Genomic DNA, 14,725 nt, shown 5'->3' with positions numbered 1-14,725 from the left:
CGCCGAGCCGTACCGTCTCGGCGCGGGCCGGCGGCGGTCGTCAGCCGGTGCGCGGCCGGAAGCCGTCGACGAAGATCCGGGTGATGTCGCGCGCGAGGTCGGCATTGGAGCGCTGCGCGCTCGGTCGGTGCCAGCGCGGTGCCTGCCAGACGGCATCGCGGATCAGCTGGTAGAACACCTCCGGATCGATGTCGTCCCGGAAGATTCCCCCGGCGACACCCTCGGTGATGGCCTCCCGCCACGCCTTCTCCACCTCGTCGGCAATCTCGGCCAGGTCCGCCTCGACGAGGCGGTCCCGCATGTACTCGCCCTCGCGCTGCCAGATCGTCGTGGCGCCCCGGTAGTTCTCCGAGGTGGTCAGGGCGAGCAGGACGAGCGCTTCGATCCGCTCGACCGGCGGCAGGGTTCGGGACGTGATCTCGCGGCACCGGGCGGACAGGTCCTCGATGTATTCGCGGATCAGTTCGGTGACGATCGCTTCCTTGGACGGAAAGTAGTGGTAGAGCGCCCCGGAGTAGACCCCGACCTCGTCGGCGATCTCCCGGATGGTGGTTGCCGCGATTCCCTTGGTGGCGAACAGTTGTGCGGATCTGTCGAGGATCTGGCGGCGGCGCTCGTGCGGATCCATGGCACTCCTCGGGGCTCGGTCGTCGACGGCCGGTTCATTGTGGCACATCCATTGATCAAACGATCAGTGGAGCCTCAGACGGCGTGCTGTGAGTCCGCCGACCGGAGTCGGGTGAGGCGACGCCACGTCGTGAGGGCGGCCATGCGCACGGGGCCCGCCAGGGCGGCGGGGCGGATCGACGAGGTGGGGCCGCTGACGGAGATCGCGCCGACACACTTGCCGGCGTGACCGATCGGCGCCGCGACACAGGAGACGCCCGGGGCAGCCTCGTCGCGGTCGTGCGCCACGTGCTGTTCCCGGGTCCGGGCGAGCTCGCTGCGCAGCCGGTTCGGGTCGGTGACGCTGTGGCGGGTCCGGGCCGTCGGCGGGCGCTCGGCGAACAGCGCGTCGAGGTCGGTTCTTCCTTGTGCCAGAAGCGCCTTGCCCAACGCGGTGCAGTGTGCCGGCTGGCGTCCGCCCACGCGTGACGGGATGCGCATCGAATAGGGGCCGCCCACCTTCTCCAGATACAGCACCTCGGCGCCGGTGAGGACCGCCAGGTGGACGACGAGACCGGTGTGGCCGTGCAGTTCGTGCATGACGGGCAGGGCGGCCCGGTGCAGGGTGTCGTTGTGCTGGACGAGGGACCCGAGCTCGAGCATCTTCGTGCCCAGCGCATACGCGGGAGCGTCCCGTCGCACCCAGCCGATCTCGACGAGCTGGGTCAGCAGGCGATGCGTGGACGAGCGGGGCATGCCCGTCAGGCGGGTGAGCTCGGCCAACGTGAGCCGCTCGCTGTCGCGGAATGCCTCCAGCAGCCGGGCGGCGCGATCGATCACCGCCACCGGCACATCGCTGTGCGTCATGCTCTGCCTCCCACCGCCGAAGTGCGGTTACCTCTACTGATCAAGCGATCAATCAATGACTGTGGTGACTGTAACAGTTCGCCCGAGGGGCGGGAAGTGGAATCGAAGACCGAAACGCGGTCGATGGGGGCGGATCACCCGAGGGCGGCGGCCTCCTGCGAGGTGGCCGGCGGCTTCGCAGCGCCACGGTGACACCGACGAGCCGGCCCCGCGGCGACCGCCAGCGACGCCGCGGAAGCGACGGCACACGTCAGGTAGGACGGCGCCCTGCCCAACGCCCTTCGAGGGCCTCGCCCACCTGCCGGGCGAGGTGGTCGAGGTGCCGGCGGGTCACGGTGTCGTGGTCGGTGACATGCTCGCGCAGGCGATCGAGCTGGTCGGTGATCGCCGTGCGCTGCTCGCCGGTGGCGGCTTTCCATGCCAGCTCCCGCAGCATCGACAGCAGCGCGTCCAGCACCATCGGATCGTCGGCGCCGTAGAGCCGCGGCTGGGTGCACACCAGATCCAGCAGCTCGGCGAAGGTCGGCCGCGCCAGCACCACCCGTACCCGATCGTGCTCGTCGCACTGGGTGTGCGGGCCGAGCCGAAGGTCGAGAAGGTCGGCGAGGACCGCGGTGCACGAGATCAGTCCGTGCACGGCGGTGGTGGGATCGTTGATCCCGGGCGAGAGGGCCCGCACCACCACATCGGTCAACTGCCGCAGTCCGTAGCCGATGTCCTGGACGGCGGTGCGTTCGCTGCCGGTGCGCAGCGCCGCGCGTACCCGTTCGCTCAGCCGGTGCGCCGCGTCCTCGGTCAACGGCTCCTGCGGGCGGACGGACCAGGAGAACGCGACCGGTGTGCCCGCCAGGACCGGGCTGCCCACCGGGCGGTTTACCCACACCACCGCCTCGGCCCGCTCCGCCGCGGTGAGCAGGGCGTGTTCGTCGATCTCGACGAGGAATCCGGACGAGGCCGCTTCGACGAGGTGCGGGTGCGGCGGTGGCACGGGCACCGGCACGGCAGGTGTGTCCCGGCGTGCGGGAGGCAGGAGACGGGTGGCGGTGGCGCAGGTGTCGGCCCGCACGTGCTCGAGCACGGCTTCGACGCGGATCTGCCGGACCAGATGTCCGAGGAACAGCACCAGCGCGACGACGCTGGCCACCGCGAGCAGGTATGCCGTCGTCACCGCCATCTGCGGGACGAACGTGGTGCCGTCGGTGTCGCTGCGGACGGTGCGCAACACGGTCAGCGCGTAGATGAACGTCGCCAGGAACAGCGCCAGGGTGCGTTGGACGACACGGTCGGCGGCGAAGGTGCGCAGTAAACGCGGGGAGTACTGGCTGCTGGCCAGTTGCAGGGTCACCAGTGTCAGCGAGAACGTCAGCGCCGTGACGGTGATCAACGAGGCGGCGATCGCGCTCAGTACCTCGCGGGCGGCGTCGGCACCGCCCCCGAACAGATATCCCGCCACCGTCGGTGGCAGCCGGTCATCGAGGGCGGCGTCGAGCTCGGGCACGCCGATGCCGGCCAGCACGGCCAGCAGCACCGCGGCCGTCGGGACGGGCCACAGCCGGGAGCGCACCGCTTCGACGAACACCTGTCGACGCTTCAGTACGGAGGAGATCGGTCCCCGTCGCCTCCGGGCCCCGGGGCCGCCGTCGGTCTCGAACTTCACGGACACCGCCCGGAACCACATTCCTCGCGCATACCCCCGCCCGCGGCCGGGTAATCGCGCACCCGTCACTGCGCCTGCCGGAGTGCGGCGGATCGGTTGGAACGGCCTCGGTGGCCGGGCCGAGGTGGATACGATGCCGACACCTGTGCAGGACTGGTGCGACGAACGGAATCGGTCATGACAAAGCTGGTGAACTCGCTGTCCGAGGACGAATTCGTGTTGGTGCGGCAGACGAAGAAGACGGAGATGGCAGACCTCGACGAGGACGGCCTGATCGATCTGCACACCCGTATCCGCCGATCCCGCAACAAGTACGTCAAGCTCTACCGGCGGCAGGGTGCCGAGAAGGTCGGCGCGAAAAAGTCTCGTGCGGCCGGTAAGTCGGCGAACGAGCGGAACGCCGGCAAGGCGGAGGTGTTCGAGGATGCGCTGGCCCGGGTCAGCCGCCAGCTGGGGGCGGTGGCCCGCCGCTCGGCCGAGGAGCTGAAGCAGGAACGGCTCGCTCGCGCCCGCTCGGATGCCGCCGCGCCCGCCGAGGATGTCGGTGCCGAGGGCAAGGTGCGGTCGAAGGGCAAGACCCGCGTCGATGCCACCCGTAACTCGGCCGGCCGCAAGAAGTACGAGGCGTCGACCATCGCCGCCGGGGCGCGCCGGCAAGCCAAGAAGGACAGCAAGAACCGCTGAACGTCCGGGATCCGCCGCGACGACGTCGGTGGAGCAGGCCCGGGGTGCCGGTGCATGTGAAGCACACCGGCACCGCCGAGCCGGTCAGTGAGTTGCCAGCGCGACGCGCCGGCCGTCTCCTCCGCGACCGGGCTGCCCCGGGACGCGGGGCGGTCGTCAGGCGAGAGCGGTTGCCGAGCGTCCCTCGAGGGCGGATTCGACCAGGTTGCTCTTGGGTAGCGTCGAGCCGGACTGCACGGCCTCGATCCACTGGGTGGTCGTGGTGACCGCGGCGAAGTTGGACTGCAGCAGCACCATCAGGGTGGTGTGCAGGGACTGCGCGGAGACCTGCCCGGCGGCGTTCGCGAGATGGATCGCACCGGTGGCGTCGGAGAGGATCTCCGTGGCGAATCCGAGCGCCTCGGCCTCCGCGGCGGTGGCGAGATCGCAGTTGTTGGTCATGTATCCGACGATCGTGACGGTGTCCACCTCGCGGGCGCGCAACCAGCCGGCCAGGTCGGTGCCGGCGAACACGCTCGCGTACTGCTTGTGCACGCGTTTGCACGTCGGGTCGATGCGCCGCTCGAGATCCGGGTGCAGCGACCATCCTCGCGAACCTTCGACGAAGACGGGGGCTCCGTCGGGCATACGGTGCTGAACGACGACGACCGGGACGTCGTGGGCGGCGGCAGCGTCGAGGGCGGCCTCGATGTTGGCGAGCGACTGCTCGCGCGGCGGGTACTGGATCTCGAGTGGTCCGTCGAAGTACTCCTGCTGGACGTCGACAACGACGAGGGCACGGCGGGGTGCGGTCACGGGTTTCCTCCCTGGGAAATCATTCGGGGTGTCGCGCCCACGGGGTGAGCGCCTCACTGCCCGATTGTTCGGCAGGTCTACCCTGGCCGGAAGTGGCACGAATGCACACTTTCGATGAGATCGGGCCAACCCGGGAGAACAGGATGCGAATCGCTGTCTACGCCTTCGACGGGATCACCATGTTCCACCTCGCGGCACCGTTGCTGGTGTTCGCCGAAGTGCGCCGTCTCGGTCCGGCCCCCGACTGGCAGACCCGGCTGTGGTCGGACCGGGCCGGCTCGGTCTGTACCGCCGAGGGATACCCGATCGGTGAGGTGACCGGACCCGAGACGGTCGACTGGGCCGACATCGTCATCGTCCCGTCGTGGCCGATGCCCCCGAGGCCGATCGGTGCAGAGTTGAAAAGACAGCTGCGCCAGGCACATGCGCGGGGTGCGGTGATCGCCGGGTTGTGTCTGGGGGCGTTCGCCGTCGCCGACGCCGGGCTGCTCGACGGTCGTGCGGCGGTCACCCACTGGGAGGCGATGCCGCTGCTCGCCGAACGCTGCCCCGGCACCGAGGTGGACTCCTCGGTTCTCTATATCGACCACGACGACGTCCTCACGTCCGCAGGTACGGCCTCGGCGATCGATGCCTGTCTGCACCTGGTCCGCAAACACCTCGGGTCGGCGATCGCCACCCGGGTGGCCCGATACCTGGTCGTGGCTCCGCACCGAGAAGGGGGACAGGCACAGTACATCGAACGTCCCCTCGCGCGGCCCGCCACCGACACCGCGATCGCCGAGGTGCTCGAATGGGCGCTGACCCGGCTCGACGAACCGCTCGCGGTCGATCGACTCGCGGATCGGGCCCGGATGAGCCGGCGCAGCTTTGTCAGGCACTTCCGGCAGGCCACCGGCACCACGCCGGCACGCTGGATTCTCACGCGCCGACTGCAGGAGGCACGCGCTCTGCTCGAAACCACGGATTGGAGCATCGATGCCGTCGCGTCCGCGTGCGGCTTCGGCAGCAGCGCCACCTTCCGGCAGAACTTCACCTCCGCCTTCGCAACTTCACCCACCGCCTATCGTCGGCAGTTCGCATCCCGGCCGCAACCGCTGGTACCCAGGAGGACGTGAAAGTGACACGAGGTGCGAGTCACCGGCGAGGGGCCAAGTCCCGTGAGGTGGTGTACGACGTCGCCGCGTGATTCCTCGGCGGGAGGTCAGGTAGTCAAGGCCGGTGCAACCTCCTCGGCGGGTTCAGTCACGGTTCTTCGGCCGTGTTGGTACGGGAGCGGGCGAGCACATCCAGTCCGAGGTAGCGGCGCCCTTCGATCCACTCATCGTGCTCGCTCCGCGAGCACCGCCTCGACGAGACGGATCAACGCGGTACGATCCGGAAAGATCCCGACCACATTGGTTCTCCTACGGACTTCTTTTGTTGAGGCGCTCCCTGCGGATGATTGCTCCAGATCTGCTTCCAGATCTGTTTGGGAAATACTTTGAACCCCAACAGATCCGACACTGCGGCGTCGAGGTGGTCGGCGGCCTTCGCCGACTTCCCGGATTGGTGCCGGGTCATAGGCCTGCCCGGTTGAGACGTTCGATGAGGCGTGGTTTGCGCGCATGCGTGTGACGTAGTGCCAGGATGCGCTGGGTGAAGGTGTCACGTCGGCGTCGCGTTCGGCGAGCGTCCGGAGATCGGTGACCAGTGCGGCGGCGGCGTCGTACTCGCCGGACTTTCGGGTGGCGATCATCGCGTCGATGCGAGACCACGGGCCTTGTGCCGGCGGGCTTCCTCCCCGGCGCGCCGGGCAGCTGCCCGGCGCTCATGGTCGCCTCGGCGACGCGCCGCGGCCTCGAGAAGATCGGCCACGGTCCGGCGAGGTGGGGCGGGCAGGTTTGTGGTGTGCTCCGTTGTGGAATCGACGAAGCATCTCCATCCGGACGGTCACCGTGTGATTTTCGGCGACCCGCAGCAGGAGTCGAACGGTGCGCTCGTGCGGGCCGCGATGGCGAGCAGGTCGTCGTCGAGGCGGAGAAGTTCGGCCAGGGCGCGCTGCGCCGCGCTGAGGGTGGCCAGTCCGGGGCGGCACGGGTGACATCGGTGCGCCGGCGTCCGAATCGACGTCGCCGGACTCGTCCTCGCTGGTCAGGTCCAGCACGAGGAATTCGCTCGTGGTCCAGGCAGTTACCCGCTCGTCGACGCAATAGTCCCCGACGACGTCGAGGTCGAGCAGGCCGCGCGGAAGGCGGAGCAGGATCCGCCGTGTTCCCCAGTTGGCCAGGTACAGGTGCGCGGCGTAGTAGCGCTCCATCATCCGGTTCGGATCGTCCCGGAAGCTGCCCAGTGGAACTCGTTGACGAAGCTGGTGGCCGTGATCCTCGCGCGGGTGGACAGGGAACGCACTTCGGCCTGCTGACGCTCGTCCAACGGCCGGTCGACGGTGAGGAACTCGTAGTGCTGGTACTCACTCATCGCCCCTCCCGCCGATCGGCGCGGTCGTAGGGCTCCGCCCGGAAACCCGAGTCGTCTCCCCGATGGATGAACAGGTGTCCCTCGAGTGTGGCGTCCTGCGCCAGGGCGGCCCAGCCGCGGCCGCTGACCTGGTCGCCTTCGTCGTCGCCGTCCCAGCTGAACTCCACGGCGGTGCGGCCGTCGCGTTCGATGGTCCGGCAGTCCATCCAGCCGCGGACGGCGATGAAGCCGAACTGGCCGGTCCCGTCGGCGGCGAGCTCGATGAAACCGGGTTCGACGAGGTCGATCGCGTCGCGGTCCCACAGGTCCATCTCCACGATCCGCCACCGACCGGTCAGGCGCCTCACTGGTCCTCCATACTTGTCGCGAGTGCGGTGTCAGGGTAGCGACCGCGGGGGACCGATGCCGCGCGTCGCCGGCGCAGCGGCCTGCCTGAGATTCCCCTGAACCAGTGGACACGGAGGTCGGGGGCTCGGTGAGGGCTTGATCGCGGCGCGGCCTCGCCGAACGTGCAGCCCACGTCCCCTTGACCTACTTGACTTGACCTACTTGACCGAGGACGATCGAGGTATGAGCACTCCACTGAAGAAGGTTGTCGACGACCAGCTGGACGCCAGCGGGATGGCCGCGGAAGAGCTCAGCGACGACGACGCGCGGTACGTGGCCGACGGCGTGAGACGTATGCTGTCGAGCCTCAAAGCGCGCCGAGCGTGGGAAAAGCACATCGGCCCGATCCTGACCCACAAGCAGACCCTCGAAGTGACCGGCTGGTCGAAGCAGGCGCTCAGCCAGGGGGTCAGGGACAATCGCGTGTTGCGCCTGACCGCCGCGGAGGGCACTGCCGGCTACTGGTCGGATGGCTTCACCGAGACTGCCGCCGGCTACCGACCGATCGCGGGGATCAAGAACGTCCTGGGCGCCTGGGCCCATGCCGACGTCGAACCGTGGACGATTGCGTCGTGGATGTCGAGTGCGCAACCCGAACTCGACGGCCGGACACCGCGGCAGGCCCTGCTCGACGGTGACAGTGCTGATGTCGAGAAGCTCGCCCGCCAGGCGTCGGAACGGATCGCTTCGTGAATGTTTCCCGCGCACAACAACACCTGAAACCGCCACCGTCCCCGGACACACTCCGGGGACGGTTCCCTGAGACCGGGCTGGCTGCCCGTACGACGATCTACCGCAGTCATGCCGCCGGCCTGGGGGCGTGGTGGTTCAGCAGCAATGGGGGCGGCCGTTTCGATCTCACCGGGTCCGAGGGAACCTGCTACACCGCGGAAACCGAGCTCATCACCTTGCTCGAGGCGTGGAGCGGCATCTACGTCATCCCACGTCCGGAACTCGTCAAGCGGGACATTTCAACGGTGATTGTCCGTAGGGATCTGCGTCTCGCCGACGCGACCTCCAACCGGGCGATCCAGTTCGGATTGACCTCCGAGATGTTCACCACCACCGACGATCCGCTGACCCAGCAGTGGGCAAAGGCGTTGCACGAAGCGGGGTTCGACGGCATTCGGTATTTGGCACGGCACGATCTCAAGCACGTCGATGCGTGCATCGCGGTATTCGCGGCCAGCGGCGATCAGACCGGCACAGACGAAGAGCCCAGCGATTTCGCGGTGCTCGGTACCGAGAACCTGCTCGACCGCCCGGACCTGTGGGAGGCGCTGGAGGAAGAGGCAGGGATCGTGGTCCTCGACATCCCCAGGAGCTTCTGACCCTCCTCGCGAATGTCGGACGTGGGTCCTACGGTTGATGACTATGACATCGCGTCTCGCGGTAGCTGGTTGCGTTCCCGAGTCGATCATTGACGAAGTGCAGCGGTGGTACTCAGCGCCCGGTGTGGGTCGCTGGATGGACTCCGAGTTCGACGTCAGCGCCCTCGTCGAGCAGATGGCCGGCTCGGGACGGTTCGTCGGCAAATACCTGCTTGCTTCCTGGGGATGTGTGGGATTCGACAGCGAACATCAGCCTGTGGCATTCATGGGCGCCGACGTGTTGGTCAACCGTTCAGAGCAATCCGACTGTGGCCGGCCCGGAACTCGGAGGAAGCAGGTCCGCGACAACTGAGGTGAACCGTCTCGGGATTGATGCCGCTTTCCATTCTCGAGAGATGATGCACATCATGTTCTAGCGTTACCCGGCGAGGTCCTCGACGTCGTGATGAAACTCCGCCACCTACTGCGTATGGTTGCGGACCATCGCCCACGTGCGCGGCCCGTCGCCGGGCAGGGTCACGGAACCGACGACGTCGAAACCGAGCCTGCGGTAGAACGCGACGTTCCGCTCCGACGACGTCTCCAGGTACGCGGGCACCCCCGCTTGGCGGGCTTCCCTGAGTCCGGGTTCGAGGACCGCGCCGCCCAGGCCCCAGCCCTGCCGGTCCGGATCCACGGCGACGGTCGCGAGGAACCACACCGGTCCGACGGGCCGCAGTGGCGCCAGCGCCTCCTCCGCGGCCGCCGCCGCGTCGGCCCGATCACCGGACAGCTCGGCGACGCGTCCGGCGATGCGTTCGAAAGCCTCTGGGATTCCGGTGGACTCGGGGGTGGTCCACACCGCGACGGCCGACGCGTCGTCGGCCACCCACACCCGCCCACAGCGCAGGCCGATCTCGGTCAGGTACAGCCGCTGCAACTCCTCGACGCGACGCAGGTGGTCACGGGCATCGACGGTGTGGCGGGTGAACGGGTAGTCGGCGAAGGCGCGCGCCAGGGTGCGGGTCGCGCGGTCGACGTCGGCGGGCTCGGCGGGACGTATCTCGGTCATCGCGACCCACCGTAGAGCCGCGCCGGGTCCGGCCGCGAACCGTTTACCGCGCGGCCCGGGTGGTGGGCCGGATCTCGAACCGTTCGGGGATCCGCAGCCACGCGGTGCTCACCGTCGACCAGTCGCCCACCCCGGGCCACGGCCCCGACTGGCTGTGCCGGTAGCCGCCGGCCTCGTACCGGTCGTACGGCACCTCGGACAGCCTGGGGTGGGCGCACAGCAGGCCGAGGGCCGACAGGTGCACGGCGTCCCACTCCTCGGCGATCGACGGCCAGTCCGGGACGCGCGCCCCGCGGTACTCGAGCGGATGGTCGGCGATCAGGGCCGCCCAGTCGCCGGCGGTGTCGATCCGGGCGATCCGCGCGACGTCCGGATCGAAGTGCACGGTGTAGCGGGCGGGGTCCTTCAGGCCGCGCAGGTTCTCGCCGCTGGCGCTCCACGTGTCGCTCGTCCCGTCGTGCAGGGGCGTCGCGGTCCAGAACGCGCCGTCGGGCAGCGCGCCGGGCCGCTTGCGGTTGCGCACCCGCGGCAGACTCAGCTCGGTGATCGTGCCCTCGTGGGTCTGCGGGGAGTCGAGGGTGTTCCGGCTCGGGTGACGCAGCGCGGCGCAGATCGCCTCGGCCATCTCGATCGTCGCCGGTGCGGTGAGGGCCATGTCCAGGACGTCGTTGGCGCCGTTGCCGTAGAGGTACTCGCCGATGATCAGCACGAGGTCGTCGACGAAGCCCTCGAGGGTGTCGGCTTCGACGAATGCGGCGACGGACGGCCGCGGATCCGCGTCACGGTAGGCGCGCAGGTACCAGTGGACGAGCATGCGTCCCGGGACGGTGTCGAGGAGGTTCGCCGCGGCATCCGAGCACATGCCGGACATGTTGCCGTACGTCGGCTCCCTGCCGGCTGACCACACGCACTGCCGGCTGACCACACGACCTGCCGGCTGATCACACGCCCTGCAGCGAACCGTTGCTCAGGCGCCGGCTCTCGTGGTGCGCCGCTCGATCGTGACTGCGGGTGCCGGGACCGGTGGCGTCAGGGCCGGCGGCAGCGCGAGCACGACGATCTTGACCCAGACGGAGCCGATCTGGCGGCCCAGCCCGCCGGTGTTGTAGGGCAGGCGGTACTTCTCGCACAGAGCCTGCACCTCGGGCGCCATCGCCGGGTACCGGTGCGCCGGGATATCGGGGAACAAGTGGTGCTCGATCTGGTGCGAGAGGTTTCCGGACATGATGTGGAACAGCGGGCCGCCGGTGATGTTCGCCGATCCGAGCATCTGCCGCACGTACCACTGCCCGCGGGTCTCGTCGGCGGTTTCGTCCTCCGTGAAGGTCTGCACGCCGGACGGGAAGTGGCCGCAGAAGATGATGGAGAACGCCCACACGTTGCGGACCAGGTTGGCGGCGGCGTTCCCGGCCAGCGTCGGGAGCATCAGCGGCCCGGACAGCAGGGGAAAGACCACGTAGTCCTTGAGGACCTGGGGGCGGGCCTTGCGCCACCAGCCGCGGACCAAGGGTGCGATGTCGCGCCACGGGCGTCGGCCCCGGAGTACGCGGTCGGTCTCGAGGTTGTGGAGCATCACGCCCCACTCGAAGGTGAGCATCAGCACGAGCGCATACAGCGGGTTGCCCAGGTAGTACGGGTTCCAGCGTTGACCGGGGTCCATCCGCAGGATGCCGTACCCGATGTCGCGGTCCCGCCCGAGGATGTTCGTGTAGGTGTGATGCATGTAGTTGTGCGAGTATTTCCACTGGTCGGCGGGACAGACGATGTCCCATTCGAAGTCCTGGGAGTTCACGCCGGGCTCGCGCATCCAGTCGTACTGACCGTGCAGCACGTTGTGCCCGATCTCCATGTTGTCGAGAATCTTCGAAATCCCGAGTGCGCCCACGCCGGCCAGCCACGCAGGCGGAAACACCCCCAGATGCATCAGAACTCGGCCGGCCACCTCGGCGCCCCGCTGCACCTTGATGACGCGAAAGAGGTAGTCGCGATCCTGGGCGCCGAGGTCCGCGGTGATGCGGGCGCGCAGCGCATCGAGTTCGCGCCCGAGTTCCTCGACCTGGTCGTGGTCGAGCACGACCACGTCCGCGGGTGGCCTGCTCGCCGGGGAGCGGACCGGCAGCGGGAGGGTCGGCAACGATGGCATGGGCAACTTCAGTCCGAGCATCTCGGGCCTCCTCGTGCTGGTGCGGTGCTGTGAGCGTGGTCGAACGGAACTCCTGTCGTCGGCGCACCCGCACAGACACCGCCGCGATGTGCGGCGCGCGGGGGCACTCGGCGCAGTAGCGCCATACCGGAGGGGTGCGCGGTGGGGCGGTGGGCCGCCACGTCCGTCCTGTCAGTGCCTCCTCTGCATCGACCGGCACTCGATTCATCCAGTGTCGTGGCTTCGGATCTCCGCGGCATGGCCGCCACTTGAACATTGGGTTTCCGGGGCAGTTCCCCCAGGTCCTGGTGATCGAGTGGTTGCGGCGTCGGTCGGAGAGTCTCGACGCGAGGGGCTTGCGCCGCCGCTATTCAGCGTTACTATGTACCAGTAGTCAGTAACGCTTAGTAGTTGAGGAGGTGTTCCGTGAGCAAGCAGATGACGGAGATGCTCAAGGGAACGCTGGAGGGCATCGTCCTCGCGATCGTTTCCAACCGGCCCGCATACGGCTACGAGATCACGGCATGGCTGCGGGAGCAGGGCTTCTCCGACATCGCCGAAGGCACCATCTACGCCCTGCTCGTCAGGATCGAGAAAAGAGGCCTGGTCGACGTGGAGAAGGTGCCGTCCGAGAAGGGGCCACCGCGCAAGGTGTATTCGCTCAACGCGCAGGGACAGGAATACCTCGAAGAGTTCTGGGGGACATGGAGCTTCCTCACAGAACGGCTCGAACAGCTCCGCGAAGGAGGCAGATGACCATGTTCATCTCGAAGATGCTCGGGGACAAGCGGCGATGGCGGCAATACAAGGCGCGCACGAAACAGCTTCCCGCGGACTACCGCACGGCGATCGATGCGCTCGAGCGGTACCTGATGCACTTCGGGCCGGGGGACCCCGCCAGCGCGGCTTCGATGTTCGAGGACCTCGCCGATCTCTTCGAGCAGAGCGCGGCGGACGGAACGCCGATCCGCGCCGTCGTCGGGGAGGACCCGGTCGAGTTCGCCGAGGCATTTCTCCGGAACTACCCGGAGGGTCAGTGGATCAGCAAGGAACGGGAACGGCTGACCGACACCATCGATCGCGTTGCGGGCCCCGAATCGTGACGCACGAGAGAACGGATATCCGGATGGCAACCGATCAGGTGCAGTTGCCCGCGATCCGCGTGCAGGGCCTGGAGAAGTCGTTCAAGGACCTGCCGGTGCTGCGCGGCGTCGACTTCGACGTGGCGCGGGGCAGCATCTTCGCCCTGCTCGGCTCCAACGGGGCGGGCAAGACCACGGTCGTGAAAATCCTGTCCACGCTGCTCGAGGCCGATGCAGGGAGTGCCGGCGTCAACGGCTTCGACGTCGCTACGCAGGCTGCGGATGTGCGAGAGTCCATCAGCCTCACGGGACAGTTCGCCGCCGTCGACGAAATCCTCAGCGGACGTGAGAATCTCGTTCTGGTCGCCCGGTTGCGGCACGTCGAGGATCCGGGCAGGATCGCGGATGATCTGCTCGAGCGCTTCTCGCTGACCGACGCGGCCACACGGAAGGTGTCGACGTATTCGGGCGGCATGCGCCGCCGCCTCGACATCGCGATGAGCCTCATCGCGGATCCGCCGGTCATCTTCCTCGACGAGCCGACGACCGGGCTCGACCCCCAGGCGCGCCTCGAGGTGTGGCAGGCCGTCCAGGAACTCGCCGAGCACGGCACGACGGTGCTGCTCACGACGCAGTACCTGGAGGAGGCCGAACAGCTCGCCGACCGGATTGCGATCCTCCACGAGGGCCGGATCATCGTGAACGGCACCCTCGCCGAGCTCGAGCAGTTGCTCCCGCCCGCCACGGTCGAATACGTCGAAAAGCGGCCGACCCTCGAGGACGTCTTCCTTGCCGTCGTCGGTGCCGACGGCAAGGACGGCGACGCCGGCAACGACGCAGTGCCGGCACGGAAGAGTAGGGGACAACGATGACCAAGCACTTCTTCGGCGACACCGCCGTCCTGCTGGGGCGCTCTCTGCGCCACATCACGCGCAGCCCGGACACCATCACCACGACCACGATCATGCCGATCGCCTTCCTGCTGCTGTTCGTCTACGTGTTCGGCGGCGCGATCAACTCGGGGTCGAATTCGTATGTGAACTACCTGCTGCCCGGCATTCTGCTCATCACCATTGCTTCGGGCATCTCCTACACCGCATTCCGGCTCTTCCTTGATATGAAGAGCGGCATCTTCGAGCGATTCCAGTCCATGCCGATCGCACGCTCGTCCGTTCTGTGGGCGCACGTGGTGACGTCGTTGGTCGCCAATCTGGCCTCGGTCGTGGTCATCGTGCTCGTTGCCCTCCTCATGGGATTCCGCTCGGCGGCGGGAGCGCCGGCGTGGCTCGCGGTCGCCGGCATCTTGATCCTGTTCATCCTGGCGTTGACGTGGATCGCCGTGATTCCCGGTCTCTCCGCGAAGTCCGCGGACGGCGCGATCGCGTTCTCCTACCCGCTCATCTTCCTGCCGTTCATCAGCTCGGCATTCGTGCCCACCGACACCATGCCCGGCCCGGTACGCGCCTTCGCCGAGCACCAGCCGGTGACGGCCATCGTCGACGCTATCCGCGACCTGTTCACACAGCAGCCGGTCGGTGCCGACATCTGGATCGCCCTCGCCTGGTGTGTCGGCATCCTCGTCGTCGCGTACATCTTCGCCATGGTCACGTACCGCCGCAGGATCGGCTAGGACGGGCGCCGCGGCGGGGAACGGTGGGCCAC

General features: G+C 68.1%; 18 protein-coding genes and 1 pseudogene. 9 read left to right on the top strand and 10 right to left on the bottom strand.

Translation table 11 applies throughout. From position 1 onward, the window contains the following. Positions 1-40: 40 nt before the first annotated feature. From CQZ88_RS03335 to CQZ88_RS03325, 3 genes are all read right to left on the bottom strand, one after another. Positions 41-628 carry a TetR/AcrR family transcriptional regulator gene (locus CQZ88_RS03335; protein ID WP_043798406.1) on the bottom strand — a complete coding sequence of 196 codons (588 nt, stop codon included), beginning with the start codon at positions 626-628 and terminating at the stop codon, positions 41-43. A gap of 74 nt (positions 629-702) precedes the next feature. Continuing rightward, on the bottom strand, positions 703-1,473 hold the full coding sequence (locus tag CQZ88_RS03330) for an IclR family transcriptional regulator (protein ID WP_006936671.1): 771 nt from the start codon (positions 1,471-1,473) through the stop codon (positions 703-705). A gap of 250 nt (positions 1,474-1,723) precedes the next feature. Then, positions 1,724-3,151: a DUF2254 domain-containing protein gene (locus tag CQZ88_RS03325; RefSeq protein ID WP_102799252.1), complete on the bottom strand. Its 1,428-nt coding sequence runs from the start codon at positions 3,149-3,151 to the stop codon at positions 1,724-1,726. Positions 3,152-3,307: 156 nt separating this feature from the next. Between CQZ88_RS03325 and CQZ88_RS03320 the strand changes: the two genes are divergently transcribed. Beyond that, positions 3,308-3,814 carry a hypothetical protein gene (locus tag CQZ88_RS03320; RefSeq protein ID WP_043798404.1) on the top strand — a complete coding sequence of 169 codons (507 nt, stop codon included), beginning with the start codon at positions 3,308-3,310 and terminating at the stop codon, positions 3,812-3,814. A 156-nt stretch (positions 3,815-3,970) separates the two neighbouring features. On the opposite strand, the gene CQZ88_RS03315 is transcribed toward CQZ88_RS03320, so the two are convergent. Next, the gene (locus CQZ88_RS03315; RefSeq protein WP_043798402.1) at positions 3,971-4,609 is read right to left on the bottom strand and encodes an isochorismatase family protein; all 639 of its coding nucleotides are present in this window, start codon (positions 4,607-4,609) and stop codon (positions 3,971-3,973) included. Between the two features lie 143 nt (positions 4,610-4,752). Between CQZ88_RS03315 and CQZ88_RS03310 the strand changes: the two genes are divergently transcribed. Beyond that, a complete protein-coding gene (locus CQZ88_RS03310) occupies positions 4,753-5,727 on the top strand; it encodes a GlxA family transcriptional regulator (RefSeq protein ID WP_043798401.1) in 975 nt (324 codons plus the stop codon). 86 nt (positions 5,728-5,813) lie between these two features. Here the strand turns inward: CQZ88_RS03310 and CQZ88_RS03305 are convergent. The 3 genes and pseudogenes from CQZ88_RS03305 to CQZ88_RS03295 all read right to left on the bottom strand — a co-directional run. Continuing rightward, positions 5,814-6,151, bottom strand: a pseudogene (locus CQZ88_RS03305) (transposase); the annotation flags it as partial. 756 nt (positions 6,152-6,907) lie between these two features. Then, positions 6,908-7,069: a hypothetical protein gene (locus CQZ88_RS30390; RefSeq protein ID WP_006936660.1), complete on the bottom strand. Its 162-nt coding sequence runs from the start codon at positions 7,067-7,069 to the stop codon at positions 6,908-6,910. Continuing rightward, the gene (locus CQZ88_RS03295; RefSeq protein WP_006936658.1) at positions 7,066-7,416 is read right to left on the bottom strand and encodes a hypothetical protein; all 351 of its coding nucleotides are present in this window, start codon (positions 7,414-7,416) and stop codon (positions 7,066-7,068) included. The genes CQZ88_RS30390 and CQZ88_RS03295 overlap by 4 nt, the downstream gene beginning before the upstream one ends. A 223-nt stretch (positions 7,417-7,639) precedes the next feature. On the opposite strand from CQZ88_RS03295, the gene CQZ88_RS03290 reads away from it, so the two are divergent. From CQZ88_RS03290 to CQZ88_RS03280, 3 genes are read left to right on the top strand one after another with little or no spacing between them, the layout of a single operon-like run. After that, positions 7,640-8,149 carry a hypothetical protein gene (locus tag CQZ88_RS03290; protein WP_029545668.1) on the top strand — a complete coding sequence of 170 codons (510 nt, stop codon included), beginning with the start codon at positions 7,640-7,642 and terminating at the stop codon, positions 8,147-8,149. Next, the gene (locus tag CQZ88_RS03285; protein ID WP_006936654.1) at positions 8,146-8,787 is read left to right on the top strand and encodes an RES family NAD+ phosphorylase; all 642 of its coding nucleotides are present in this window, start codon (positions 8,146-8,148) and stop codon (positions 8,785-8,787) included. The genes CQZ88_RS03290 and CQZ88_RS03285 overlap by 4 nt, the downstream gene beginning before the upstream one ends. Before the next feature lie 43 nt (positions 8,788-8,830). After that, positions 8,831-9,139 (top strand): hypothetical protein, encoded by a 309-nt coding sequence (locus CQZ88_RS03280; RefSeq protein WP_146034243.1) that lies wholly within the window; start codon positions 8,831-8,833, stop codon positions 9,137-9,139. A 108-nt stretch (positions 9,140-9,247) separates the two neighbouring features. On the opposite strand, the gene CQZ88_RS03275 is transcribed toward CQZ88_RS03280, so the two are convergent. The 3 genes from CQZ88_RS03275 to CQZ88_RS03265 form a co-directional block, all read right to left on the bottom strand. After that, entirely contained in the window at positions 9,248-9,838 is a 591-nt protein-coding gene (locus tag CQZ88_RS03275; protein ID WP_029545662.1) for a GNAT family N-acetyltransferase, read from the bottom strand. Positions 9,839-9,881: 43 nt separating this feature from the next. After that, positions 9,882-10,700, bottom strand: a complete 819-nt coding sequence (locus CQZ88_RS03270) for a hypothetical protein (RefSeq protein WP_235431093.1) — start codon at positions 10,698-10,700, stop codon at positions 9,882-9,884. A 105-nt stretch (positions 10,701-10,805) separates the two neighbouring features. Next, the gene (locus CQZ88_RS03265; RefSeq protein WP_050035790.1) at positions 10,806-12,002 is read right to left on the bottom strand and encodes an acyl-CoA desaturase; all 1,197 of its coding nucleotides are present in this window, start codon (positions 12,000-12,002) and stop codon (positions 10,806-10,808) included. A gap of 405 nt (positions 12,003-12,407) precedes the next feature. Between CQZ88_RS03265 and CQZ88_RS03260 the strand changes: the two genes are divergently transcribed. The 4 genes from CQZ88_RS03260 to CQZ88_RS03245 are packed head-to-tail and all read left to right on the top strand — an operon-like array spanning position 12,408 to position 14,693. After that, positions 12,408-12,737 (top strand): PadR family transcriptional regulator, encoded by a 330-nt coding sequence (locus tag CQZ88_RS03260; RefSeq protein ID WP_050035788.1) that lies wholly within the window; start codon positions 12,408-12,410, stop codon positions 12,735-12,737. Continuing rightward, positions 12,734-13,084, top strand: coding sequence for a DUF1048 domain-containing protein (locus tag CQZ88_RS03255; protein WP_050035787.1), 351 nt, complete (start codon positions 12,734-12,736; stop codon positions 13,082-13,084). Before CQZ88_RS03260 ends, CQZ88_RS03255 begins: the two co-directional genes overlap by 4 nt. A gap of 23 nt (positions 13,085-13,107) precedes the next feature. Next, positions 13,108-13,935 (top strand): ABC transporter ATP-binding protein, encoded by an 828-nt coding sequence (locus tag CQZ88_RS03250; protein ID WP_050035786.1) that lies wholly within the window; start codon positions 13,108-13,110, stop codon positions 13,933-13,935. Then, complete coding sequence (locus tag CQZ88_RS03245) at positions 13,932-14,693, top strand: ABC transporter permease (RefSeq protein WP_050035785.1); 762 nt, start codon at positions 13,932-13,934, stop codon at positions 14,691-14,693. Before CQZ88_RS03250 ends, CQZ88_RS03245 begins: the two co-directional genes overlap by 4 nt. Positions 14,694-14,725: the final 32 nt, after the last annotated feature.

The organism is Rhodococcus sp. ENV425 (genome assembly GCF_002887785.1).
In the GTDB taxonomy this organism is placed as follows: Bacteria; Actinomycetota; Actinomycetes; order Mycobacteriales; family Mycobacteriaceae; genus Rhodococcus; species Rhodococcus aetherivorans.
The sequence above is the reverse complement of the archived record's forward strand: the minus strand, read 5'-3'. Positions and strand labels throughout refer to the sequence as shown.

Bases quoted from the DNA above. Each gene is read 5' to 3' on its own strand.
- CQZ88_RS03325 (WP_102799252.1), bottom strand. From the start codon at position 3,151: ATGTGGTTCCGGGCGGTGTCCGTGAAGTTCGAGACCGACGGCGGCCCC.
- CQZ88_RS03335 (WP_043798406.1), bottom strand. From the start codon at position 628: ATGGATCCGCACGAGCGCCGCCGCCAGATCCTCGACAGATCCGCACAA.
- CQZ88_RS03275 (WP_029545662.1), bottom strand. From the start codon at position 9,838: ATGACCGAGATACGTCCCGCCGAGCCCGCCGACGTCGACCGCGCGACC.
- CQZ88_RS03280 (WP_146034243.1), top strand. From the start codon at position 8,831: ATGACATCGCGTCTCGCGGTAGCTGGTTGCGTTCCCGAGTCGATCATT.
- CQZ88_RS03310 (WP_043798401.1), top strand. From the start codon at position 4,753: ATGCGAATCGCTGTCTACGCCTTCGACGGGATCACCATGTTCCACCTC.
- CQZ88_RS03330 (WP_006936671.1), bottom strand. From the start codon at position 1,473: ATGACGCACAGCGATGTGCCGGTGGCGGTGATCGATCGCGCCGCCCGG.
- CQZ88_RS03290 (WP_029545668.1), top strand. From the start codon at position 7,640: ATGAGCACTCCACTGAAGAAGGTTGTCGACGACCAGCTGGACGCCAGC.
- CQZ88_RS03255 (WP_050035787.1), top strand. From the start codon at position 12,734: ATGACCATGTTCATCTCGAAGATGCTCGGGGACAAGCGGCGATGGCGG.
- CQZ88_RS03250 (WP_050035786.1), top strand. From the start codon at position 13,108: ATGGCAACCGATCAGGTGCAGTTGCCCGCGATCCGCGTGCAGGGCCTG.
- CQZ88_RS03265 (WP_050035790.1), bottom strand. From the start codon at position 12,002: ATGCTCGGACTGAAGTTGCCCATGCCATCGTTGCCGACCCTCCCGCTG.
- CQZ88_RS30390 (WP_006936660.1), bottom strand. From the start codon at position 7,069: ATGAGTGAGTACCAGCACTACGAGTTCCTCACCGTCGACCGGCCGTTG.
- CQZ88_RS03320 (WP_043798404.1), top strand. From the start codon at position 3,308: ATGACAAAGCTGGTGAACTCGCTGTCCGAGGACGAATTCGTGTTGGTG.
- CQZ88_RS03270 (WP_235431093.1), bottom strand. From the start codon at position 10,700: ATGTGCTCGGATGCCGCGGCGAACCTCCTCGACACCGTCCCGGGACGC.
- CQZ88_RS03245 (WP_050035785.1), top strand. From the start codon at position 13,932: ATGACCAAGCACTTCTTCGGCGACACCGCCGTCCTGCTGGGGCGCTCT.